The 22,450-nt window shown below is 71.8% G+C and carries 14 protein-coding genes and 1 riboswitch; of the genes, 9 read left to right on the top strand and 5 right to left on the bottom strand.

What is annotated here, in order from left to right; all coding sequences use genetic code 11:
- Nucleotides 1-10 precede the first annotated feature (10 nt).
- Entirely contained in the window at nt 11-913 is a 903-nt protein-coding gene (locus ACIBFB_RS12920) for an ATPase (RefSeq protein WP_397229494.1), read from the top strand.
- 79 nt (nt 914-992) lie between these two features.
- Here ACIBFB_RS12920 and ACIBFB_RS12915 read toward each other — a convergent pair whose 3' ends face one another.
- Nucleotides 993-1,253 (bottom strand): hypothetical protein, encoded by a 261-nt coding sequence (locus ACIBFB_RS12915; RefSeq protein ID WP_397229492.1) that lies wholly within the window; start codon nt 1,251-1,253, stop codon nt 993-995.
- 673 nt (nt 1,254-1,926) lie between these two features.
- Here ACIBFB_RS12915 and ACIBFB_RS12910 point away from each other — a divergent pair.
- On the top strand, nt 1,927-2,532 hold the full coding sequence (locus ACIBFB_RS12910) for a hypothetical protein (RefSeq protein WP_397229491.1): 606 nt from the start codon (nt 1,927-1,929) through the stop codon (nt 2,530-2,532).
- Between the two features lie 258 nt (nt 2,533-2,790).
- On the opposite strand, the gene ACIBFB_RS12905 is transcribed toward ACIBFB_RS12910, so the two are convergent.
- Entirely contained in the window at nt 2,791-3,534 is a 744-nt protein-coding gene (locus ACIBFB_RS12905) for a hypothetical protein (protein WP_397229489.1), read from the bottom strand.
- A gap of 202 nt (nt 3,535-3,736) precedes the next feature.
- Here ACIBFB_RS12905 and ACIBFB_RS12900 point away from each other — a divergent pair, with 202 nt between their 5' ends.
- The 5 genes from ACIBFB_RS12900 (at nt 3,737) to ACIBFB_RS12880 (ending at nt 13,590) form a co-directional block, all read left to right on the top strand.
- Nucleotides 3,737-6,634, top strand: a complete 2,898-nt coding sequence (locus ACIBFB_RS12900; RefSeq protein ID WP_397229487.1) for a sigma-70 family RNA polymerase sigma factor — start codon at nt 3,737-3,739, stop codon at nt 6,632-6,634.
- Nucleotides 6,635-6,832: 198 nt separating this feature from the next.
- Nucleotides 6,833-8,569 (top strand): NYN domain-containing protein, encoded by a 1,737-nt coding sequence (locus ACIBFB_RS12895; RefSeq protein WP_397229485.1) that lies wholly within the window; start codon nt 6,833-6,835, stop codon nt 8,567-8,569.
- A gap of 27 nt (nt 8,570-8,596) precedes the next feature.
- The gene (locus ACIBFB_RS12890) at nt 8,597-9,169 is read left to right on the top strand and encodes a hypothetical protein (protein ID WP_397229483.1); all 573 of its coding nucleotides are present in this window, start codon (nt 8,597-8,599) and stop codon (nt 9,167-9,169) included.
- Between the two features lie 303 nt (nt 9,170-9,472).
- Nucleotides 9,473-9,666, top strand: a riboswitch (cobalamin riboswitch).
- A gap of 153 nt (nt 9,667-9,819) precedes the next feature.
- Nucleotides 9,820-12,372: a ribonucleoside-diphosphate reductase subunit alpha gene (locus ACIBFB_RS12885; RefSeq protein WP_397229481.1), complete on the top strand. Its 2,553-nt coding sequence runs from the start codon at nt 9,820-9,822 to the stop codon at nt 12,370-12,372.
- A gap of 135 nt (nt 12,373-12,507) precedes the next feature.
- Complete coding sequence (locus ACIBFB_RS12880) at nt 12,508-13,590, top strand: ribonucleotide-diphosphate reductase subunit beta (RefSeq protein WP_397229479.1); 1,083 nt, start codon at nt 12,508-12,510, stop codon at nt 13,588-13,590.
- Between the two features lie 186 nt (nt 13,591-13,776).
- On the opposite strand, the gene ACIBFB_RS12875 is transcribed toward ACIBFB_RS12880, so the two are convergent.
- Nucleotides 13,777-14,121 carry a CU044_2847 family protein gene (locus tag ACIBFB_RS12875; protein WP_397229477.1) on the bottom strand — a complete coding sequence of 115 codons (345 nt, stop codon included), beginning with the start codon at nt 14,119-14,121 and terminating at the stop codon, nt 13,777-13,779.
- A gap of 117 nt (nt 14,122-14,238) precedes the next feature.
- Here ACIBFB_RS12875 and ACIBFB_RS12870 point away from each other — a divergent pair, with 117 nt between their 5' ends.
- Nucleotides 14,239-14,457 (top strand): DUF397 domain-containing protein, encoded by a 219-nt coding sequence (locus ACIBFB_RS12870; protein WP_397229475.1) that lies wholly within the window; start codon nt 14,239-14,241, stop codon nt 14,455-14,457.
- A 49-nt stretch (nt 14,458-14,506) separates the two neighbouring features.
- Here ACIBFB_RS12870 and fxsT read toward each other — a convergent pair whose 3' ends face one another.
- Both fxsT and ACIBFB_RS12860 read right to left on the bottom strand, forming a co-directional pair.
- Nucleotides 14,507-18,250 (bottom strand): FxSxx-COOH system tetratricopeptide repeat protein, encoded by a 3,744-nt coding sequence (gene fxsT, locus ACIBFB_RS12865; protein ID WP_397229952.1) that lies wholly within the window; start codon nt 18,248-18,250, stop codon nt 14,507-14,509.
- Between the two features lie 274 nt (nt 18,251-18,524).
- Nucleotides 18,525-20,411, bottom strand: coding sequence for a serine protease (locus ACIBFB_RS12860; protein ID WP_397229473.1), 1,887 nt, complete (start codon nt 20,409-20,411; stop codon nt 18,525-18,527).
- Between the two features lie 388 nt (nt 20,412-20,799).
- Here ACIBFB_RS12860 and putP point away from each other — a divergent pair, with 388 nt between their 5' ends.
- A complete protein-coding gene (gene putP, locus ACIBFB_RS12855) occupies nt 20,800-22,371 on the top strand; it encodes a sodium/proline symporter PutP (RefSeq protein WP_397229471.1) in 1,572 nt (523 codons plus the stop codon).
- The last annotated feature ends 79 nt before the right edge of the window (nt 22,372-22,450 follow it).

Genomic DNA, 22,450 nt, shown 5'->3' with positions numbered 1-22,450 from the left:
TGGAGGGACGATGAGCGTTTCGCAGACGACCGCCGGGGTCGGCGGTCGCGTGGTACCGGGTGACAGCCTGCCCCGCCGGGTCGGGCGCGCCGCGGTGCGCCCGTTCCGGTCCGTGGACGAGGTGGCCCGGGCGGTCGAGGTCGGACGGCGGGTGCAGCGGTCCACCGCCACGGGGCGGCGGATCGTCGTGGACGACCTCGGGACGGGCGCGGACACCGCGGTGGTGACCGCCCTGCTCGCCCGGTCGTTCGCCCACTACCGACACGACCGCGTGCTCGCCGTCGACGCCACCGGGCGGTCGCCGTCACTCGGGGTGCGGTTGGGCGCGGACGGCGCCGCCCGCCTGGGTCCGGGCGTGGACGAGGCCACCTTCGAGGCGGCGCGCGAGGGCCTGTCGGAGGTGGGCGACGGGCTGTGGACGGTCGCGACGACACGCGACGACACGGCGGTCTACGCGTCCCGGCTGCTCCCGCTGTCCCGCTTCTTCGGGGTGACCCTGGTCGCCGGTGCGGGGGACGCGGCGTTCGTGGACGCCGTGGCCGAGGCGGCGCACGCTCGTGTGTGGGTCGTGCGGGCGACGCGCGCGGCCGTGGCACGCGTGGGTCGTGCCCTCGACGCTTTCGTCCAGGGCGGTCGGGAGTTCGAGGCGCGGCGGACGGTGGTGGTCCTGTTCGACGAGCGGCACGGCGAGGATCCGGGGCTCGACGCGGTGCGCACGGCTCGGGTCGTGGCCGACAGCGGCGCGGGTGTGGTGCGGTTGGCGCGGGACCGGCACCTGGCCCAGGGGGGCGAGGTCCGGACTCGGGCCATCGCCGAGGCGACGCACCGAACGATTCTGGACGTGGCGGCCGAGGCGCTGAACCGGGCGGTCGACGGCGACCGTCCGGGCACGCGGAGGGGAGAGGCGCTGTGAACCGACGGAATCCGCGGCATCCCGAGGACCCGGAACGCCCCGAAGGGTCCGAGGACGCTCCACGTCCCCACGGGCAGCCCTACATCCCGCCGAGCCCGTACGCGATCCAACGGCCGGGGCCGCACGAGCCGACCGGCCCCAACCAGGCGCCCTGGGAGGCTCCCTCGGGCCCGAACCAGGCGGCGTGGTTCGCCGACTCCGGGCCGCACCAGGCACCGTGGTCGGGGCACGCGCAGGACTCGGAGCACTCGGGGCCGCAGCGCCCCCCAGCGCCCGCCGGAGGGACGCCGCCGTCGTCGCGCGTCGTCGCGCAGGACTCGGTGGCCGAGGCCTTTCTCACGGGCGCGCCCAAGCCGGAGCCGCCGCCCGTCCCGTGGTCCCCGCACGGTGACGCCCCGGTGTCGCCCTGGGCTCCTCCTCCCGGCGGCGCGCCTCCGCACGGAGAGTTCCCAGCGGCGCACGGGCAGCGGCCCGGGGTGTCGGGCGCCCCGCACGCGGAGGGTCCCGCGCCCGGGAGGCCCGCGCCCGGGAGGCCCGTGTCCGTACCCGGGTCGCCGGGGTCCGGGGCTTCGGGTGCGGGGACTCCGCCGCGGGGTGCTCCGGTTTCCGGGGACGGCAGTGGACCGCAGCAGGGTTTCACGGCCGGGACGTACCGGCAGGGGACGCCCCCGGTGTCCGGTACGCCCGCGCCTGGTCCTGACCCGGAGGGTCCCGCGCCCGGGACGCCCGTGACTGAAGACTCCGCCCCTGAGCCGCCGGGGTCCGGGGCTTCGCGTGCGGGGACTCCCGCGCCCGGTACTCCGGATTCGGGAATCCCGGGCGCGGGGACACCTGGGCCCGGAACCGGGGGATCGGGTGCCTCCCAGCAGGGGGCGGTGCCCACGGACGGGCCGGGCGCCTCCGCCCCCGGTACGCCCACGCACACGGAACCGGGTTCCACTCCCGCGTCCCTGTGGTCCGCCTCGGCACCCCCCGCCCGCGGCCCGGCGACCGGCACGGGTCAGCAGGGTCCGGTGGAGCCCGAGGCGGCGCCTGGTTCCGGCACCGGGGGATCGGGCGGCTACGCGTCCCCCGCCAAGGCGTGGTTCGGCACGGCGTCGCCCTCGGACGTGCCGCGACCTACACCGTGGACCTCGAACCAGCACGCCGCTCCGACCACGAGAGAGCCCCGGCAGGTGGGCGCCCCGCGTCCCCAGGTCGTCGGCGTGCCCGGTGTGGAGGACCAGCCGAACCCCGACGCGGAGGAGACGGACGTCTTCCTCGTTCGCGGCTCCGAGCGCAGGGCTCGCACGAAGAGGGTTCCGGACGCGCCCGAGGCCGCGGCCACCGCTCCGCCCGAGCCGGTTCCGGCCCCGCCCGTGGCCGCCGCGTCCACGGAGGCCGAGCCCTCCCCGTCTTCGTGGGCACGTGCGCCCGGGGAGGAGGCTCCGCCCGCCGTCGCATCCGTGTCGGGCGACCTGCCCGTTCCCGAACCCTCGGTGACCGGGTTCCTCGACGGCGCCCACACACCGGTGCCCGGCGGTTACGAGGCGCGCATCGGAGCGATCAAGCCCGTCCCGGTCGCGCGCCTGCGACGTGCCGTCTTCGCGATGACCGGCGGCAGGGTCAACCTCGGTTGATCCCGTGATCGGGTGACGCTGGGGGAGGCGCGCCCGCCTCCCCTTGCGGACGCGCCTCCGGGGGCGCCGCATGGCGGCGCTCCCCTCACCGGACGGGTCTTCGGGTCGCCCCCGAAGGAGCCAGAGGACCCGTGTCCCGTCCGGCCGGCCGACACGCCATGCCCCTCCCCTCAGTGGGGCACGGCGGTCGGCCGACCGCCTCGCACCGGGTCGCGCCTCTCTCATGGCGGACCGCGCGGCACGGGCGGCGTCATGCGGTCACGGCCCCGACCCCGCCAGACCGTCGACCAGGGTGACGGCCTCCTTGAGGGTGGGAGGGAGCGGAACCGCCCACACACCGGCCCCGTGGCCCCAACCCGATCCCCGGCGCAACTCGGCCAGCCGTGCGTCGAGGTCCTCCGACTCGTGCGCGACCACCGCGATCCGGGTCCGGTTGAGCAGGCACACCGACTCCCCGCGGGTGAAGAACCGGCGCAGCTCGTAGCCGAGCACGATCAGCCGGGCGGCGCGCCGCCACGGATCCATCGCCGGGTCCAGCGTCACCACGACCAACCGGTGCTCCACGACGGGAGGTGCGTCGTCGCCGATCGGGTACAGCTCGCCCAACCGGGCCCTCAGGTAGACCAGGGTCGCCAGCCCGGTCAGTGCGTCCTGGCAGGTGTCGACCGACCGACCTCCGTCGGCCCACCCCTCGGCCATCGCCCTGACCAGGCGCAGCGGTGGTTCGCCCCATCCGACCGCCTCCGTGAACGCCGCCAGGTCCGCCAGGCTCTGCCCGACCCCGACGCCCGCCCGTGCCCGCGCCGCTCCCAGACGGCCGGAGGCGTCCGCCAGACCGGACCCGGTGGCGAAGGACGCGCACACCGCGTCGACCGCCGGGGTCCACCAGTCCTCAGCCGTGTCCCACCCCGTCTCCCGGCTCCGCGCCGCCCACAGGGCGCGCAGTTCCCGGGCGCGGACCCTGTGGTCGCATGCCCCGGCTCCCGCCGCGTCGTCACCCATGGCACCGCTCCCCCCTGTCGTCCGTTCCTCCGGCGGCCGGTCGAGGCCCGTGCCCCGGGCCCGTCCGTCCGCCTCTGCCTCGGATTACGGAGATCGGTGGCGGCTATGACGCCGATGCGGGATATTTTTTCGGGGACCTGCGAACACGACGCCGATCCGGCGTTACTCCCAGCTGGCGGGGATCGTTGAGAAAGGACGCCGGGTGACCGACGCCGACAGCCATGACACAGAGGTGCTCAATGGTGACGCTGAGTTCATCAGGCGGGTGCGCGGCGGTGACACCGCCGCCTACGGCGTTCTCTACGAACGCCACGCCTCCGCCGCGCGCGGTCTCGCCCGTCAGCTCCTGCGCGGCGAGGCCGAGGTGGAGGACGCCGTCGCCGAGGCGTTCACCAAGGTGCTCAGCGTGATCCAGCGCGGCCGGGGGCCGACGGACTCCTTCCGCCCCTACCTGCTGACCGCCGTCCGCAACGCCGCCTACGACCGCGGTCGCGGGGAGAAGCGCCAGGTCGTCACGGACGACATGGAGAGCCTCGATCCGGGCGAGCCCTTCGTCGACCCGGCGCTCGCGGGCCTCGAACGCTCACTGATCGCCCGCGCCTTCCTCTCCCTCCCCGAACGCTGGCAGGCGGTGCTGTGGCACACGGAGATCGAGGGGGTCAAACCCTCCGAGGCCGCGCCCGTCCTCGGGATGAACGCCAACGGCGTCGCGGCCCTCGCCTACCGCGCCCGTGAGGGCCTGCGGCAGGCCTACCTCCAGATGCATCTGGCGGGCGGGGGCGCCGCCGAGCCGTGCCGTCCCGCCCTCGGCCTGCTCGGCGCCTACGTCCGGGGCGGCCTGGCCAAGCGGGACACCGCCAAGGTCGGCGCGCACCTGGACGGATGCGCGGACTGCCGCGAGGTGTACGCGGAGCTCATGGACGTCAACGTCGGGCTGCGCGGGACCGTCCTGCCGCTGGTCGCCGGGGCCGGCGCCGCGGGCTACCTCGCCTCCCTTCCGGGCGGGACCGCCACCGGCGCCTGGTGGGGCCGGATGTCGCGCGGCCAGCAGCAGGCGACGGCCGGAGCCGCCGCCACGACCGGCGTCGCGGTCGCGGTCGCCCTCGCCCTGGTGGGCGGCCAGGAACCGCTGCCCGACCCGCCGACCGCCGCGCCTGCCGCCCGGCCCGCGCAGCCCGTTCCCGCGGACGATCCCCCCGCGCAGGATCCCCCGCCGTCCCCGGACACGCCGGTCACCGCACCCTCGCCGTCCGGGGAGCCCGAACCCGAACCCGAGCCGGAACCCGAGCCGGAACCGGAACCCGAGCCGGAACCGGAGGTCGTGCCGCCCGCCGACGTCCCGGAGGCCGAGGTCCCCGCGGAGGACGCTCCCGAACCGTTGTTCGCGGCCGGCATCGACCCGGTCGGGGCGCTGGTCCCGGGCAGCGGCGGAATCATGGTCATGGACGTGCGCAACATCGGCGCGGACACCGTGGACGAGGTGGTCGCCCTCATCACGCTGCCTCCCGGGGTCGAGATGGTCTCCTCCGGCGGCGCGGGCAACGCGGTCCCCGGCGCCGTCAGCCACGGGGACTGGAGCTGCGCGGTGAGCAGCGGCGGAGGCCGGTGCGTGCACCCGGGCATGGACGCGGGCCAGAACGGAACCCAGTTCTTCGACGTGCGGGTGGCCGGGGACGCCGGGACGGGGATCCCCGCCGCGGTCTCCCTGTCGACGGGCGACGTCTCCGTCACCGCGACGGGGGAGCGCGGCGTGACCGCCGAGGGTGTGGCGGCGCGCTTCGCGACGGCGGGCCGCGTCCGGACCGAGACCGTCGGCAACGCCCTGATGACCTGCGTCGAGCCGGATCCCCCCGGGATCCCGTGGCCCTGGCCCGTGCATCCGCACGGCCCCTGGCACGACCATGAGCACGAGCTCCTGGGCGAGGAGTGGTGGGAGGCCGCTGATCCGGAGACCGGCGCCGATTCTCGCCGGGCACCGGGGGACGGCGGCTCTGGTCTGGGACTGGAGGGGCCGATCGAGAACGGTGTCAGCGATGGTGCCGGTGGGAGCGGAGAGAACACGGAGGGTTCGGACGTCACCGAGGGTGAGATCGGGTCCGCGGTCGCCGGAGTCGACGCCGAGGGCCCGGCTCCGTGGCGTTCTCCCGGTCGCCCTGGGGGCCCCGGTTCGCCCTCGGCGCCCGGCGCTCCCGAGCCTCCGGTGCGCCCCTCGGGCCCCGACGTTCCGGGTACCCGCGAGGTTTCGGTAGGGCCGGAACCCGGGTCCACGCCCGAGGAGGACGAACCCGGGGAGGAGGGGCTCTGCGCCCAGGCACGGGCACGGGAGGGGTACCTGCCCGACAACGACCACTGGGAGATGGCGCCGCTCGATCGGGACTGGAACCCCGGCACCGCCTCCTCCAGCTCCGCGACCTGGGAACTGCCCGAGGGCGGCACCGTGCGCTGGGCGGGCCTGTACTTCTCCGCGGGCGGACGCCAGGACGCGCCCACCGCGCGGATCAAGGGTCCCGCCACGGACGAGTACCGGACCGTCGAGGCGGACGAGACCCACGTCGTCGAGTTGCCCGGATACCCCGCCTACCACGCGTTCGCCGACGTCACCGACCTCGTGCGCGCCCAGGGCGGCGGCGAGTGGTGGGTCGCCGACGTCCCCGCGGCCGAGGGCCGCGGCGTCTACGCCGGGTGGAGCCTGGTGGTGGTGGTGGAGGACCCCCGCGTGGGCTCGTACAACCAGGCGATGGTCCTCGACCACACCGACCTGGTCTTCCAGGGCGGAGCGGTCGGCTTCCCCGTGTCCGGACTGCTGCCGGCCGCGGTGCCCTCCACCGTCGACGTCGTCGCCTGGGAGGGTGACGCGGGCCTGGACGGCGACTCGGTGGCGGTGGACGGAGCCGTTCTCACGCCGCGGGGCGGACGCGCGGGCGCGGCCAACAGCTTCGTCGGTTCCGCGCGCGGAGCCGTCGGGGACCCCGTCGCGTTCGGGACGGACGTCGTCCGATTCGACGCAGTACTGGGACGGGAATCGGACATCCGAATCCGGTCCCACCAGGATGCCGTGATGGTGGGAACGATCGCTCTGACCGCGCCCATGCGGACCTGAAGTCCCGACTCGGTATGACTTCCCGGTCACGCTGTGTGGGGCGTGAAAGGGGCGAGTCACCGTGGAATTCCGCCTGTGCGTAGCGTGACCGTAACCGTGGGTGTTCACGGCTGGCACGCAAAACGAGACAGACTTGGCTAGGCTGTGGCCCGGTCATGGATATGGCCCCAGAGTCAACAGGGAAGGGGGCGGTGTCACGTGGACCGCTGCGCGTTGTTCGTCGACGCGGGATACCTTCTCGCGGACGGCGCGATGGCCGTACACGGAACCCGCAACCGGGACTCCGTCTCCTGGGACTACTCCGGTCTCGTCCAGTTCCTCAACGAGGTCGCGCGGGACCGCACCGGCCTGCCGCTCCTGCGCTGCTACTGGTACGAGGCCGTCGCCGACGACCGGCGCACCCAGGAACAGGACGGGATCGCCGACATCCCCGGCATCAAGTTCCGCGCGGCCCGGATACGACCCGGCCGCCGCGAGGGCGTGGAGAGCTACGTCCAGCGCGACCTCACCACCCTCGCGCGCACCGGTGTCCTGTGCGACGCCGTCCTGGTCAGCGGTGACGAGGACATGGCGTCGGTCGTGGCGGACGTTCAGGACCTCGGCGTGCGGGTCACCGTCGTGCACATCTCGGTCGAGGGCAACTGGACCATCTCCCGGACCCTGCGCCGGGAGTGCGACGACCTCATCGAGATCGGCGCCGGTCATCTCCGCCCGTACGTCAACCTGCTCACCAGCGGTGGTTCCACGCAGGAGAACGCGGCCAAGACCACGACGCCGTTCTCCAACGGCCGTGCCCGCTCCGCTCCCGACACACCGCGCCATCCGGTCGAGGCCCACCCCGGCGGCGGCAGGGTCGAGCCGGCGGGGAGCGCGGGCGGCGGCCTCGACGCGATCTTCGCGAGCACCGGACCCCAGCCCGCTCCGCAGGGCAGTGCCATGGATCAGCTGCGCGCGATGCGGCGCTCGCTCGCACAGCAGCGCGGCGACCACCTCGCCGGACCCTCCGCGGACACCCCGTCGCCCGGTCCCATCGACGCCAACGGGTTCCCCTCCGGCGCCCAGGTGCCGATGAGCGGCAACGGCGCCTTCCCGAGCGCGTCGCCGACGGCCCCGGGGGGACACGCGCGGGGCGGACAGAACGGCCAGACCGCCTACTCCGGCGGCGACCAGGCCGTGCACGGCGCCGAGCAGAACGGGTACGGCCTGCCCGGTAGAGCGGCCCCGGGACAGGTCGGGCCGGGCGCCCACCAGCACCCGGTGACCGGAGCCCAGCCCGCGTTCACCAACGGGACGGGGCCGCAGCAGTCCTTCGCGGGCGGCACCGGACAGCAGCCGTCATTCGCCGCGGGCACGGGCCCGCAGCGGTCCTTCGCCTCGGGGACCGGCCCCCAGCGTTCGTTCGCCTCCGACACCCCCCAGGGGCACCCACCGCCGCAGAGAAGCGGGCCGCCACCCCAGGCGGACCCGCGTTTCGGGCCGGGCGACACGCCGGGTTTCGGGGGTGCGAGCGACGCAAACCCTACCTATGGGACCAGTACGGAAACTGACGCCGCACGCCGCGGCGGGGCGGCTCCCGGATACGGGGGTCCGCCGCGTACTGGTCCCGAGCACGATGGCCGCTTCGGCCAACGGGGACACCAGGAATCCAGTCCCAGTCCTGGATATCCCCAGCAGACACGCGCCGCCGCGCATACCGTTGACGATGCGGTGCATGTCGCACACAGAGAAGGGAACGACTTCGCGGAGTCGATCGCGCGCGAGGCGCCCGCCCTGTGGGTCGAGGCGGTTCTCGCCCGGAGGCCCCGGATGCCCTCCGACCTGGAGGCGCGTCTGCTCCAGGGCTCCTCGCTGCCGATCGACCACCTGCTGAGGGACGAAGTCCGGGACGGACTGCGCCAGGGGTTCTGGCAGGCACTGGAGCGCGCCAGACCCTGACTGGCGCCCGGGAGCGCGAGTTAGGGGATGGGGGCGATGCGGTTGACCCACGTGACGACGGCCGATCTCGACCGTATGGAGTTCCACGCCGTCCGGTCGGGTGAGCACGGCCCCGTCGCCGCCCAGTTGCAGGACCTGGCCAACCGGGTCGACGCAGGGAGCGAGATCACCCGCGCGGAGCTGTTCGTGCGTGCGGGGGAGCAGTGGGAGATCGCCCAGGAGTACGAGCACGCGTGCGCGGCCTACCAGCGGGCGATCGACGACGGCGGTCCGACGGTGATCGACGCGCGTGCCCTGAGCGCGGGCGCCCTGCTGCAGCTGGACGAGACCGACCGCGCCTACGCGCAGCTCAAGCGGCTGGAGAGCGAGGGGGTGCTCGGCCTGCCCACCTACGTCCACGTCGCCGAGGTGCTCTACGCGCACGACGACCTGACGGGCGCCGAGCGCTGGGCGACCGTCGGGATCCGCGCCCACCTGGGCGCCGCGGCCTCGCCGTACGTGCGCGACCTCCTCGACGAGCTCCTGCGGATGCGGTTCCGCGTCCGCACTGACCTGGGGCTGGGAGAGGACGACCTGGACGGCCTGCTGGACACCGACTGACCCCCGCGCCGACCAGCACGCCGTGCCGCGCGCGGGCGGTCCTCCGGCGCTCCGGAGACGACCCTCGGAGCGTGTCGTGAGCTTTCTGACGCGCCTGGTGCGTCACACCGCCCGCGGGCCCCTAGGCTGTGTCGGGTCGCGGTCGCGCACTCCTCCGAATCGACGGTCAAAACCCCACGAAGCGGGCATGTTCGCGCGCCCTATACCACGCCGCCGGTGTGCCCTCCGCCGCGGTCTCCTCCGTGGAAAAATCTATGACACGCCATCATCTTGCGGTGTTCCAACGTCCCATCCCCAAGATGTAGTATCTGTCCCGCTGGTGGTTCACCCCGACAGGGTGAGGCAAGAGGGAACCCGGTGCGCATCCGGGACTGCCCGCAGCGGCGAGTGGGATCGGACTCCGCACACGTACTGGGATCCCCCGAGAGACCCCCGGGGAGCGACGCTCAGGAGACCGACCGCGAGCCCGGGGACCTGCCACCGGCGCGCACCGGACCGTGCGCCGACGACGGGGCTTCGAGAGCGGGCCACCGGGACCCACCGGTCACGATGACCACGCGCACTGAGCGTGTCGGCCCACCGGTGTGCCGTGGCCGTGTTTCTCGTGTCCCTCCCCGCCGGGACTCTTCTACCGAGGTTGGAGCCGCTGTATGACCCTTGACGTCGAGGCCGTGCCCGCATCCGTTCGGCCCGAGCCGACCCACGACGGTGCGCCCCCCGCCGCCGTCGACCGGATCGAGCACGTCGTGACCGAGGCCTGCGCGCGGCTCACCGGTGTTTCGGCGGACAAGGTCCTCACCGAGGCGCGCCGCGGCTTCTACCCCGGCATCTCGGACGCCGAGGTGGAGTTGGCCCTGGTCATGGCCGCCCGCAGCTTCGTGGAGGTCGACCCCGACTACTCCTACGTGGCCGCCCGCCTGCTGCTGGACACGCTCCGCCGCGAGGCCCTCACCTTCATCGCCGGCTTCCCCCAGGCCGCCAGCCAGTCCGAGATGGCCGACCGCTACCCGGCCTACCTGGCCGCCTACGTCGGCCGCGGCATCGACCTCGGCCAGCTCGACCCGGCGCTGGCCACGTTCGACCTGGAGCGCCTGGGCGCCGCCCTGCGCCCCGAGCGGGACGAGGACTTCACCTTCCTCGGCATCCAGACCCTCTACGACCGCTACTTCCTGCACAGCGACGAGGTCCGCTACGAGCTGCCGCAGGCGTTCTTCATGCGCGTGGCCATGGGCCTGGCCCTCAACGAGGACGACCGGGACGCCCGCGCGATCGAGTTCTACGAGCTGCTGTCCTCGTTCGACTTCATGGCCTCCACCCCCACGCTGTTCAACTCGGGCACGGTCCGCGCGCAGCTGTCCTCCTGCTTCCTGACCACCGTCGGCGACGACCTCCAGTCGATCTTCCACGGCATCAGCAACAACGCGATGCTGTCGAAGTACTCCGGCGGGCTGGGCAACGACTGGACGCCGGTGCGCGGCCTGGGCTCGCACATCCGCGGTACCAACGGCAAGAGCCAGGGCGTCGTCCCGTTCCTGAAGATCGCCAACGACACCGCCGTCGCGGTCAACCAGGGCGGCAAGCGCAAGGGCGCGGTCTGCGCGTACCTGGAGACCTGGCACATCGATATCGAGGAGTTCCTCGACCTCCGCAAGAACACCGGCGACGAGCGCCGCCGCACCCACGACATGAACACCGCGAACTGGGTTCCGGACCTGTTCATGCAGCGTGTCGAGCAGGGCGGCACCTGGACGCTGTTCTCCCCGGACGAGGTCACCGACCTGCACGACAAGTACGGGACCGAGTTCGCGAAGACCTACGCCCACTACGAGGCCGAGGCCGCGGCGGGCCGGATCAAGGTCTTCAAGCAGGTCCAGGCGGTGGACCTGTGGCGCCGCATGCTCACCATGCTGTTCGAGACCGGTCACCCGTGGATCACGTTCAAGGACCCGTGCAACCTGCGTTCGCCGCAGCAGCACTCGGGCGTCGTGCACTCCTCCAACCTGTGCACCGAGATCACGCTGAACACCAGCGCCGACGAGGTCGCCGTCTGCAACCTGGGCTCGGTCAACCTGGCCCAGCACACCGGCCCCAACGGCCTGGACGCCGAGCGCCTGCGCCGCACCGTGCGCACCGCCGTGCGGATGCTCGACAACGTCATCGACGTGAACTTCTACACGATCCCCGAGGCGCGCCGCGCGAACATGCGCCACCGCCCCGTGGGTCTGGGCCTCATGGGCTTCCAGGACGCGCTGTTCAAGCTGCGCACCCCGTTCGCCTCCGAGGGCGCGGTCGACTTCGCCGACGAGAGCATGGAGCTGATCAGCTACTACGCCATCGAGGCGTCCATGGAGCTGGCGGCCGAGCGCGGTTCCTACGAGACCTTCGACGGGTCCCTGTGGAGCAAGGGCGTCCTGCCGATCGACTCGCTGCGGCTGCTCGCCGAGGCGCGCGGCGGGGACCTCGACGTGGACCGGGGCGAGACCCTGGACTGGGACTCGCTGCGCGAGCGCGTCCGCACCACCGGCATGCGCAACTCCAACGTGATGGCGATCGCCCCGACGGCGACCATCGCCAACATCACCGGCGTGAGCCAGTCGATCGAGCCGGTCTACCGGAACCTGTTCGTCAAGTCGAACATGTCCGGCGACTTCACCGTCGTCAACCCGTACCTGGTGCGCGACCTCAAGGAGCGCGGCCTGTGGGACGACGACATGGTCTCCGCCCTGAAGCTGCACGACGGCAGCCTGGGCGACATCGACCGCGTTCCGGACGACCTGAAGGCGCTGTACGCGACGGCGTTCGAGCTCGACCCGAACTGGCTCGTCGACGCCGGTTCGCGCCGGCAGAAGTGGATCGACCAGGCCCAGTCGTTGAACCTGTACATGGCCGCTCCGAGCGGCCGCAAGCTCGACACCCTGTACCGCCGGGCATGGCGCTCCGGCCTGAAGACCACGTACTACCTGCGGTCGCAGAGCGCCACCCACGTGGAGAAGAGCACCCTGAAGGGCACGGACGGCCGACTCAACGCCGTGTCCTCCGGCTCCGCGCCGGTCGCGGCCCCGTCCCCGAGCCCGGCCCCGGCGGCCAGCCCGAGCCCGAGCCCCGCTCCGAGCGCCGTGCCGACCGCCGGTGCGGACGAGTTCGAGATCGTGGAGGGCCAGGCGTGCTCCATCGAGGACCCCGAGTGCGAGGCCTGCCAGTAGGGCCCGCCCGTCCGGGAACTCCGCGCGGCGGGGCCGTCCGCGCACGTCGCGGGCGGCCCCGCGCCGGGCCCCCGGACCCAGACACCACGCATCACCCACGTCCGGCCCGGCCGGAGAACGGAAAGCGACCGCAGTATGACCACAGCACCCGACCACAGCGCCAGCGCCACCAGCGGCCTCGGGGAGATCGAGCGTGACGCCGCGCGCGTCAACGTCGACGACAAGGCGATGATCAACGCCCGCGCCGACGTCAACCAGCTGCTCCCGCTCAAGTACACGTGGGCGTGGGACAAGTACCTGGCGGGCTGCAACAACCACTGGATGCCCACCGAGGTCGCGATGCAGGCCGACATCGCGCTGTGGAAGTCCAAGGACGGGCTGACCGAGGACGAGCGCCTGATGCTCAAGCGCAACCTCGGCTTCTTCGCCACCGCCGAGTCGCTGGTCGCCAACAACATCGTCCTGGCCGTGTACCGCCAGCTGACCAACCCGGAGTGCCGCCAGTACCTGCTGCGCCAGGCCTTCGAGGAGGCCGTGCACACGCACACCTTCCAGTACATCTGCGAGAGCCTGGGCCTGGACGAGGGCGAGCTCTTCAACATGTACCGGGAGATCCCGTCGATCACGGCCAAGGACGCGTGGGCGCTCAAGTACACGCAGAACCTGGAGGACCCGGACTTCCGCACCGGCACGCCCGAGGCGGACCAGGCGTTCCTGCGCGACCTGGTCGCGTTCTACGTGATCTTCGAGGGCATGTGGTTCTACACGGGTTTCGCGCAGATCCTCTCGCTGGGCCGCCGCAACAAGATGGTCGGCATCGCCGAGCAGTACCAGTACATCCTGCGCGACGAGTCGATCCACCTGAACTTCGGCATCGACGTGATCAACCAGATCAAGATCGAGAACCCGCATCTGTGGACCGAGGAGTTCCAGGCCGAGGTGCGCACGATGCTCACCGAGGCCTGTGAACTGGAGGTCGCCTACGGTCGCGAGACCATGCCGCGCGGCGTGCTGGGCCTCAACGCCGAGCTGTGTGAGAAGTACATGCACTTCATCACCGACCGCCGCGCCGAGCAGATCGGTCTGGCGCCGATCTTCGGCGAGACGGAGAACCCGTTCCCCTGGATGTCGGAGATGATGGACCTCCAGAAGGAGAAGAACTTCTTCGAGACCCGGGTCATCGAGTACCAGACCGGCGGCGGCCTGGACTGGGACTGACCCGTGCGGACCCGGCCCCCGTGATCCGTCGGCGGAGGATCGCGGGGGCCGCGTCGGGAGATCCTGGGGAGTCGTCCCGGAACTCCCGCCGCCCCTCGGGCGGACACGAGGGCGTCCCTGCCTCCGCGGAGGCGGGGACGCCCTTTCGCGTGGGGGCGGACGGCGGGGGCTCCGGCCCCCGGGGGCTCAGCCGGTGTTCGACCAGGTCATCCTGACGTTGAAGGTGGCCTCGCCGCCGCCCTTGACGACCACGGCGTCGGCTTCGGCACTCACGTTCACGCCGAATTCCACCTCCGTTTCCGTGGGGGCGAACTGGGACGAGGCGAGTTCCGTCAACTGCGCGGACACGGCCTCGCCGACTTTCCTGATCCGCAGCAGGACCGAGTCGAGCTGTTTGTCGCCGAGCATCTTCATGGCGTCCCGCGCGACGTTGGACGCGCCCTCGCGGCGGACGGGCGCGGATTCGACGCTGATCACGGTGCCGTCGTCGGTGACGAAATCGATCACTTTGTTCACGCTGACCTCACGCATTCTTCGAGGGGGTAGTGGTATTCCGGTGAGCCGGAGCGGAAAGTAAAATCGTGGGACATGTCCGGAATGGGCGAGATTCCGCGGGCGTCCGAGCGGAGGAAACGGTGGGACGAACCAGTGAGGACCGGGCGAGACAGCGAGCGTGCCACCTGGCGGGACGGCCGGGACGGCGCCGGATGGCGTACGTCGTCGTGGTCCACCAACAATGACCGATGCTGTGAGGCCTCGTGTGAGCGGTCCGGCCGTGTGCTGCTGCGCGACTCACTCCGGCCGGACGGGCACATCCTGGACTTCCCCGACCGGGAATGGCTGTCCCTGCTCTCGTCCCTGCCCTGAGGCCGGCCGGCCCGGCTCGGCCGGGACCGTCGTCGGGCCGAACCGCGGCTCAGTCCCTCATCGAGAGGATGTCGGTGTCCAGCCGGGCGAAGTCCGCCATCGTGGCCACGAAGCGGTGGTCCAGTCCGAACCGCGCGGCGTACTGGTCGCGTAGCGCCTCCCACTCCTCCTGAACGTCCTCCCCCAGCGCTCGGCGGCTGATCAGCAGATTGCGTCGGGCGGTGGTCAGGAAGAGATGGTGCTCGCCCAGGGCCTCGACGCACAGCTCGACGCTGCTCGCGTCCTGGGCCCGGGCCTCCTTGAGCCGTCCCAGCGCGAACAGGTCGTTGCCGAGGTTGACCTCGACCGCCGCCAGGGTGATCCGCGCGTCCGGGAAGTGCTGCTGGACCCTCTGCCTGGCGGTCGTGTCGAGTTCGTACGCCCGCTCGTACTCTCCCGCGACACGGAACACGATCGCGGCGTTGGCCCTGGAGGCCCAGGGGAAGAGGTGGTGCTCGGGAAACTCGTCGTCCACGTGTGCGAGAAGGTCCTTGGCCAGCTTCACCCCCGCGTCCACCCGGCCGGCGAAGGCCAGATTCACCATGTGGATGCTGTTGATGTGCAGCGTCGGGCGGCTGTGCGGCCGATAGCGCTGGATGGCGGACTCACGTTCCTTCGTGGACAGCTCCAGCGCCGACTCGTGGTTGCCGAGCCTGCGGTAGAGCACCGAGAGCGAGGTCGGGATGTCCACGGTGTGGGTACTGGCGTCCGCCACGGCGGCCTCGAACCGCCGCTGGCAGTCCTCCAGGACGTCCCGGGCCTCCTCCAGATAGCCGAGGGCCATGAGGCTCAGGCCGGTGGACAGGCGGGTGCGCAGGGACGGGATGCCGTTCTCGCCGAACAGGTACTCGCGTTGGTCGAGGGTTCGGCGGTCCAGGTCCAGAGCATCCTGGAACCGGCCCAGCCGACGCAGGGTCACGCCGATGTCGTGCGCGATGACCAGGGTCTTCTCGTCGTCCTCGGTGAACCGGGCGGTCCTGACGCGGTGGATGTCCTCGAACATGCCCAGGGCCCGGTCGTAGTGGCCGAGGTTGCTGAGGGCGATGGCCCGGGCCCGGTGGGCGTCGAGGGCCTCCTCGCTCTCGGGGCCCTCCAGTTCCGTCTGCTCGGCGTACATCCGGTCCGCCTCGGCGAGCGCGGTCCGGTTCTCACCCTGGATGCGGAGGATCATCGTGCGCAGCAGCTGCACCTGGAAGCGCTGTCCGGTGTCGTCGTACCAGGACTCGATGGCGCGGTCCGCCAGGTTCAGCGCGGCCCGCTCGTCCCCGGTCTCCACCAGGTAGGTGATCACGTTGTGGACGAGTCCGCGGACCTGGGGGTCGTGGCTGCGCCAGGCCTCCGACGCCCGCACGTGCGTGTACAACAGCTGGTACTCGGACCAGTTCTGCGGGAGTTCGGGGCCGAGCGGGTCGCTCTGGGCCAGGAGGCGGTGGGCCAGGTCCCGGTAGCGCACGCTCTCCTCGTCGCTCACCGTCCGCTGGACGACCGTCTGGAAGGTGACGTGCATCTGGAAGGTGTGGTTGGTCCGGTCGAACTCGGCGAGACTGTGCCTGCTCACGTAGCGCAGCACCTTGGACAGAGCCATCTCGTTGCCCAGGATCTGCGCCAACTGGGGGTTGGAGCTGAGTCCCCGGGCCCGGTGGAACAGGGTGCGCGCCAACGGGCGGGGACCGAAGAAGGAGCACAGCTGGATGAACTCGCGGACCATCTGCTTGACGGCCCGGTCCGATCCGGTGCCGCGCCGTAGGTCGTCGAGCTGCATGTTCCACGCCGCGGCGAGCGGGAGCGGGTACAGGTCGTCCGACTCCACATGGGTGACGAGTTCGTCGAACTTGTCCTGGATGAGGTGGAGGAAGTCCTCGACGCTCATCAACGAGTCGCGCAGGTAGGCGCCGACCTGCGCCAGTGCGAGGGGCACGTGCTCCAGGCGGTCGGCGATGCGGAGGGCGTCCCCGTCGTCCTCCAGGCCGTGGGGGCAGATCTTGCGGAGGAGCGCCACACTCTCCTCCGGTTTGAGGGTGGGGACGACCGAACCCTCGCTGCGGCCGCTCGGGATCCAGCTCTGGTCGCGGGAGGTGATGATGATGTCGCCGGGCCCGTTGGTGGGCAGTTCGGCGGTGTCCAGGGAGTTCAGGTCGCCCACGTCGTCGAGGACGAGCAGCCAGTGGCCGATCTCGGGAGCGGTCTCCAGCGCGTCGCGGACCCGCTGGGCCGTCATCTCCAGATTGCCGCCCTCCTCGGCCAGGCCGAGGTGTCGGGCGAGGCTGACGTAGGACTGGTGGATGTCGGTGACGCTGTTGGCCGGGATCCACCAGATGAGGTCGTAGCCGTCCCGGTAGCGGTGCGTGTACTCGATCGCGATCTGGGTCTTGCCGATGCCGCCGCCACCCGCCAACAGGTACACGCTGCCGGAGGATTCGGACAACAGGTCGCGGATCCGCCCGAGGATCTCCGAGCGGCCGGTGAAGTTGAGGTTGTGCGGGGGCACGCCGCCGAGTTTGGCGAGTCGCCGCGCCCTGGGCCGCCTCCCCTGGGGGCGCCGCGGGTCCAGGGGCTCCGACGGAGTGGGTTCCGTGTCGAAGATGTGGGTGTCGGTCACGGTCGGACCCGGTTCCTCTCGGGGCGTGGTGGGCGTGCTCGGGACTGCGGCCGGGTCGGGAGCGGCACCCGGGCCCGTCCCGTGGGCCGGGTCGTGGCCGGACGTGCCGTCGAGCGCGGCGCGCAGGTGTCCGGCGAACCTCCGGTACTCGCCCGGCATCTCCGACAGAGCGGGCAGGAGGGCCCTGGCCAGCCCCTCCTCGCCGTCGAGGGAGGTGACCCGGGGCGCGCCGGTCTCGATCCTGGACAGCCACTGGAAGACGCGGGCGGAGTCCTTGAACTCGATGGACATCGAGTGGAACACCGAGCGCATCACGCTGAGGTCGCCGAACCGGCCGAGGAGGTTCCTGCGCACTCCGGGGAGGAAGTCCAGGGCGGGGACGGCGGGGTCGTTCAGGTCGCCCAGCGGACGGGAGGGGTCCATCAGGTCGCCGCCGAACACCTCGGCGATCTCGGTGACGGCCGTACGGGCGTCGCGCGGCGCGTGCGGAAGGTTCCGTTGGAGCAGTTCGGCGACCGGCAGGTTGACGGGCGCCTGGGTGAGGCGCACGGCGAGGTCGCGTGCGCCGCGCGAGGCCTGCGCGAGGAAGCGCGACACCGGGTCGGGGTCCCAGGGAACCGTCTCCGGGGGACGCGCGCCGTCGGACGGGAGGACGCCGACGTCCGCCTCCCAGATCCTGTCGGTCCCGTTCACCACGGCGGTCCACTCGGTCAGGGAGCGGGGACCGAAGGCCAGCACCGGCAGGAGCGCGGCGTCCTCCGGCAGGGCGGTGTCCGCGGCGTCGTCCGCGGCGGTTACGGGGGTCCAGTCGCCGGGCGCGGAGGGGACCGCCCCGGTCAGGCGCAACGGCCGGGGCGCGAGCGGCCCCCGGGACCAGACGGAGCGGTCGAGGAGGTGGAGGAGGGCGGTCGGCAGCCGGGTGGCGACCGAGGCCACCCACCCGCGGAACCGCCGCTGCCGCCATCCCCGGTCCTGGGCGTCGGTGACGATCACGGCGGTGTCGACCCCGTCGGGGAACGGGTCGGTGAGCGGCCACGGGGGGCCGTGCCCGCCCCGCGCGTGCGCGGCGTGCCCGGCGTGGAACCGCACGACCGGCGTGCCGGCCCGCCCGGCGTGCTCGACCAGCTCGGCGACAGCGTCCTGGTGCAGGGCCATGAGGGGGGAGGAGTCAACGAGAACGACCAGGCGGGAGGGCCCGCCCGCCAGATTTTCGAGTGCGCTCTGATATGTGTCCGACAACGTCGAACTCCTCCTGGAAGTCTCCTCCCATAATCCTGCCACGATGGTTGGCCTTGTGCGATACGCGGAGCCCCGTTTGGCCTCGTTCCGTGGATAATCGCAGCTCCACGCCACAGCCGGAGCGCCTTTTTGTATGGCCTAAAAAGTGAAGAGTGTGAGATATGTTGACTTAAATGACTTTTCGCATTCTTTATAGATCTCTGTCTGGTTTGTCTGGTTGGGTCGGGTGATTGTGCTCCCGCAGGGCCCGGCGCGGGAGATCGTCCCCGTAGACGTCGTGGATGAGGGCGATCCCCCGGTTCTGCGCGTCCCTCATGGCGCGGTCGCGCAGGTGTCGGGCGAGGCCGGAGACCGGTACGCGCGAACCGGGGTCGCGGTCGAGGAGCTCCTTGGCGAGCTCTCGGATCGCCTGCCTCGGGCCGCGGATGACGGTCGGGATCCCCTGGTGGAGCGCGGAGTCGTAGATGTGCCGGATGTCCTCGTTGTCCGACTCGGCGATGCAGAGGGTGACGTCCCCGTCATTCAGGAGGTGCACGACCTCGCTCACCGGGAAGTCCCAGGTGAGAAGGGTGTTTCGATCTCTCACCAGCGTGTCCGTCTTCTGCTGCTCGCAGTTGCGGCGCCACTTGCCGGGAAGCGCCTCCATGAAGGACGCGGACTGTACCCGCTCCCTGACGTGGTAGACGATCTCGTACATCGCGCCGAGCCGCGGCGGATACTCCAGCAACGCGCGGTGCGTGGTGGCCTGTCCCAGGTTCAGGTGCAGGAGGTCCTTGGGGAGCAGGACGCGCAGCCGCAACGACTCCTCGTCCGGGGTGACCAGCCTCCTCATGGCCGCGTCGCCCATGAGGTCGCCGATCTCGTCGAGGATGTCGCCCTCGCGGACGACCTTCGTGCCCTGGGGCAGGAGCCGGTATCCCTCCTCGTCCATGTGGGCGATCTTGTGGGAGAGCCGGTAGCCCCCGGTCACAGGCTCCAGGTCGAAGAGCACCACCGTGTCCGGCTCCGCCGCGCCGGCGAACGCGTCCGGCCTCCTGGGGCTGAGCAGCCGTCGGTCCCGGTGCCGGGACAGGATCTCCTCCCAGTCGCGCCCCAGCGGGTACGCCTCCTGCCTGATCCACGGCCAGACCATCGGGGGGAGCGGCCGCCGGACGCTGATCTCCTGGTACACGTGGTGCACCCAGGCGATCCGGGGCGGCGGTTCGCCGACCGGCGGGACCAGGTCCCACAGCGCGGTGAGCACCTGCCAGGCGGTCGTGCCCGACGCCCGCCGTCTGACCTTGCGCAGTTCGTGGGGGTTCAGCAGGGCCTCGGGCGGGACCTCCTCCACGGACACGGAGTCCAGCAGGTCGTGGAGGCGGGCGTAGGCCTCCCTGCCGCAGAGCGACTCGTCCGCCAGGCGCCGCACGGACACGCGCTCCTGGCCGTCCCGCTCGCCGACGAACTCCTCGACCGGTAACAGGAAGGCGATGCCCGACGGCTGGTCGGGGTCGTTCCACAGGTAGTGGTGGTTCTTCTGCATGATCCCCACGAGTTCGCCGGTGGCCGTGCGCACGGCGCAGCCGCTGAACCCGCCGGTGATCTGCGCCGGCCTCGACTCGGGCGTCTCGACCTGGTGGGTGGACTCAGTGGGGCCGCCCCTGCCCCGGTAGACCACGGACGCCTGGAGCGACCGCATCCCCGCGGGGTACCCGACCACGTACAGGACCTGACCCGGGGAGACGTTCGCGCACCCGCTCATCTTGGGGAAGTCCGTGTCGGGCAGGCCCGGGCCCGGCAGCCGGAGGACGGCCAGGTCGCGGCTGCCGTGACCGGCCGACCACAGCTCGGGCAGGACGTCGGCGCTCCACACCCGGTCGTCGAACGACATCAGCCGGACGGCGGTCCCCGGCCCGGGGTGCTCCGGCGGGTCCCCGGACCGGCCGAGCGCGGCGTCGAGGACGTGGGCGCACGTCACGAGCAGGTCCGGCGACACCAGGACGGCGCCGCCGACGACCTCGTCCGCGTCGTTGAGCATCCGCATCTGCCAGGGCGGCTCGTTGGGCTGCAGACCGCTCGGGGGGTGGGGGGTGGGCACGATCCGGGAACCTCTCTCGCATCTGTCGTGCTCAAGACAGTTCCCCTTCGGACCGGTGCGAACCGCGGTGTCCGGGGGAGGGCGGGGAGCGGTCGGGAGAGAGGGGCCGTGCCGACGTGCGGGACGCGTGACGACACGTGCGGGGTCGGGTGAACGGCAAAGATCCCATCACGGGCTGTCAGTTATGTCCGATCGGACAAACGATCGGCCGCCCGCGTGGTCGGGGGAACAATCATGCCTGGTCGAAGACTCGGCCAGGTATCAAAGAGGTGATGTTCCACCAACGGGCGTTGTGACTCGGCGAACACGGGGTCATGATCACCCACATAGTTCGTAAGAAGCGCGTAAGGGTCACGACCGCGCGCGTCAGAGAAGGGAGGGGACGGTCATGGACGGCTCCATGCTCGGTTCGGTCTTGACCTTCGCGGTGTACCTCGCCGTGATGGTCGGCATCGGTCTCTGGGTCTACCGGCGTACTGTCTCGCAGTCCGACTTCGTGCTCGGTGGTCGGCAGCTCAACAGTTGGGTCGCGGGCCTCAGCGCCAACGCCAGCGACTTCAGCGGCTGGCTGCTGCTCGGCCTGCCCGGCGCCATCTACATCTCCGGCCTGGGCGAGGCCTGGATCGCGGTCGGCCTGGCCTGCGGTTTCGCGGGAAGCTGGATCCTGCTCGCGCCCCGCCTGCGCGTGTACACCGAGCGCGTGACCGACGCCCGGACCGGCGGCGAGTCCGACTCGCTGACGCTGTCCTCCTTCCTGGAGAACCGCTTCAACGACCCGACCCGGCTCCTGCGGGGCGTGTCGGCGGTGCTGATCGTGGTCTTCTACTTCTTCTACGTCGCCTCCGGCCTGGTCGCCATGTCGGCCCTGTTCGACCAGGTCTTCGGACTCGACCCCGCGCCCGCGATCGCCATCGGCGTCGGCATCGTCGTCCTGTACACCGTGCTCGGCGGCTTCCTCGCGGTCTCCTACACCGACGTCGTGCAGGCCGTCATGATGTGGCTCGCCCTGCTCGTCGTGCCGGTCATGGCGATCGTGGCCCTCGGCGGTTTCGGCGGCCTGACCTCCGGTGTGGCCGCGCAGAGCGACGGCCTGATGTCGGTCGTCGGCGGCACCTCGTTCAACGCGGAGACGCTCGCCTGGGAGAGCACCGACACCCTCGGCTGGGTCGTCATCGTCTCCGGTCTGGCCTGGGGCCTCGGCTACTTCGGCCAGCCGCACATCCTCGCCCGCTTCATGGGCATCCGCTCCGTCAAGGACATCCGCCACGCCGGGATCGTCAGCGTCAGCTGGGCCGTCACCGCCATGGCGCTCGCCCTCGTGGTCGGCTTCGTGGGCATCGCCTACTTCGAGACCCCGCTGGAGAACCCCGAGCAGGTCTTCCCGCAGCTCATCGAGGCACTGACCCACCCGCTGGTCGCGGGCGTCCTCCTCGCCGCGATCCTCGCCGCCGTCATGAGCACCGCCGACTCCCAGCTCCTGGTCGCGGCCTCCGCGCTCACCGAGGACGTCTACCGGGGCTTCGTCTCCCGCGACGCCGACCCGCGCCTGCTGCTGTGGATCAGCCGCGGCACCGTCGTCGCGGTCGCCCTCGCCGCGGCGGGCATCGCCCTCTGGGGCGACAGCTCGGTCATGGACCTGGTCGGCTACGCCTGGGCGGGCTTCGGCGCCGGGTTCGGTCCGGTCCTGCTGCTCGCGGTGTTCTGGCGGCGCATGACCTGGGCGGGCGCGCTCGGCGGCATGGTCGTCGGCGGCGCCACCGCGATCGTCTGGGACATCGTGGACACCTCCTTCCTGAACACCGGGCTGTACGCGATGGTTCCGGCGGTCGCGCTCAGCTTCGGCGCGATCTTCCTCTTCAACGGCCTCGGCCGGGTCACCGGCGCCATGGCGCAGGACTTCGAGCGCATGGAGGCCGAGGTCAAGGGCGCCGACGGCGCGGCCACGGTGAAGGGCGCCTGAGCGCACCCGCCACGGCGCCCGGGGCACACGCCCCGAGCCGCCCCTGGCACGGGCCCGTACCGCGCGCCGGTACGGGCCC

The sequence above is a fragment of the Nocardiopsis sp. NPDC050513 genome (assembly GCF_044457925.1).
GTDB lineage: Bacteria > Actinomycetota > Actinomycetes > Streptosporangiales > Streptosporangiaceae > Nocardiopsis.
The sequence above is the reverse complement of the archived record's forward strand: the minus strand, read 5'-3'. Positions and strand labels throughout refer to the sequence as shown.

What these genes read in the sequence shown, in the direction of transcription:
- ACIBFB_RS12920 (WP_397229494.1), top strand. Translation starts at nt 11, where the DNA reads ATGAGCGTTTCGCAGACGACCGCCGGGGTCGGCGGTCGCGTGGTACCG.
- ACIBFB_RS12905 (WP_397229489.1), bottom strand. Translation starts at nt 3,534, where the DNA reads ATGGGTGACGACGCGGCGGGAGCCGGGGCATGCGACCACAGGGTCCGC.
- ACIBFB_RS12890 (WP_397229483.1), top strand. Translation starts at nt 8,597, where the DNA reads ATGGGGGCGATGCGGTTGACCCACGTGACGACGGCCGATCTCGACCGT.
- ACIBFB_RS12885 (WP_397229481.1), top strand. Translation starts at nt 9,820, where the DNA reads ATGACCCTTGACGTCGAGGCCGTGCCCGCATCCGTTCGGCCCGAGCCG.
- ACIBFB_RS12880 (WP_397229479.1), top strand. Translation starts at nt 12,508, where the DNA reads ATGACCACAGCACCCGACCACAGCGCCAGCGCCACCAGCGGCCTCGGG.
- ACIBFB_RS12875 (WP_397229477.1), bottom strand. Translation starts at nt 14,121, where the DNA reads ATGCGTGAGGTCAGCGTGAACAAAGTGATCGATTTCGTCACCGACGAC.
- fxsT (WP_397229952.1), bottom strand. Translation starts at nt 18,250, where the DNA reads ATGGCCCTGCACCAGGACGCTGTCGCCGAGCTGGTCGAGCACGCCGGG.
- putP (WP_397229471.1), top strand. Translation starts at nt 20,800, where the DNA reads ATGGACGGCTCCATGCTCGGTTCGGTCTTGACCTTCGCGGTGTACCTC.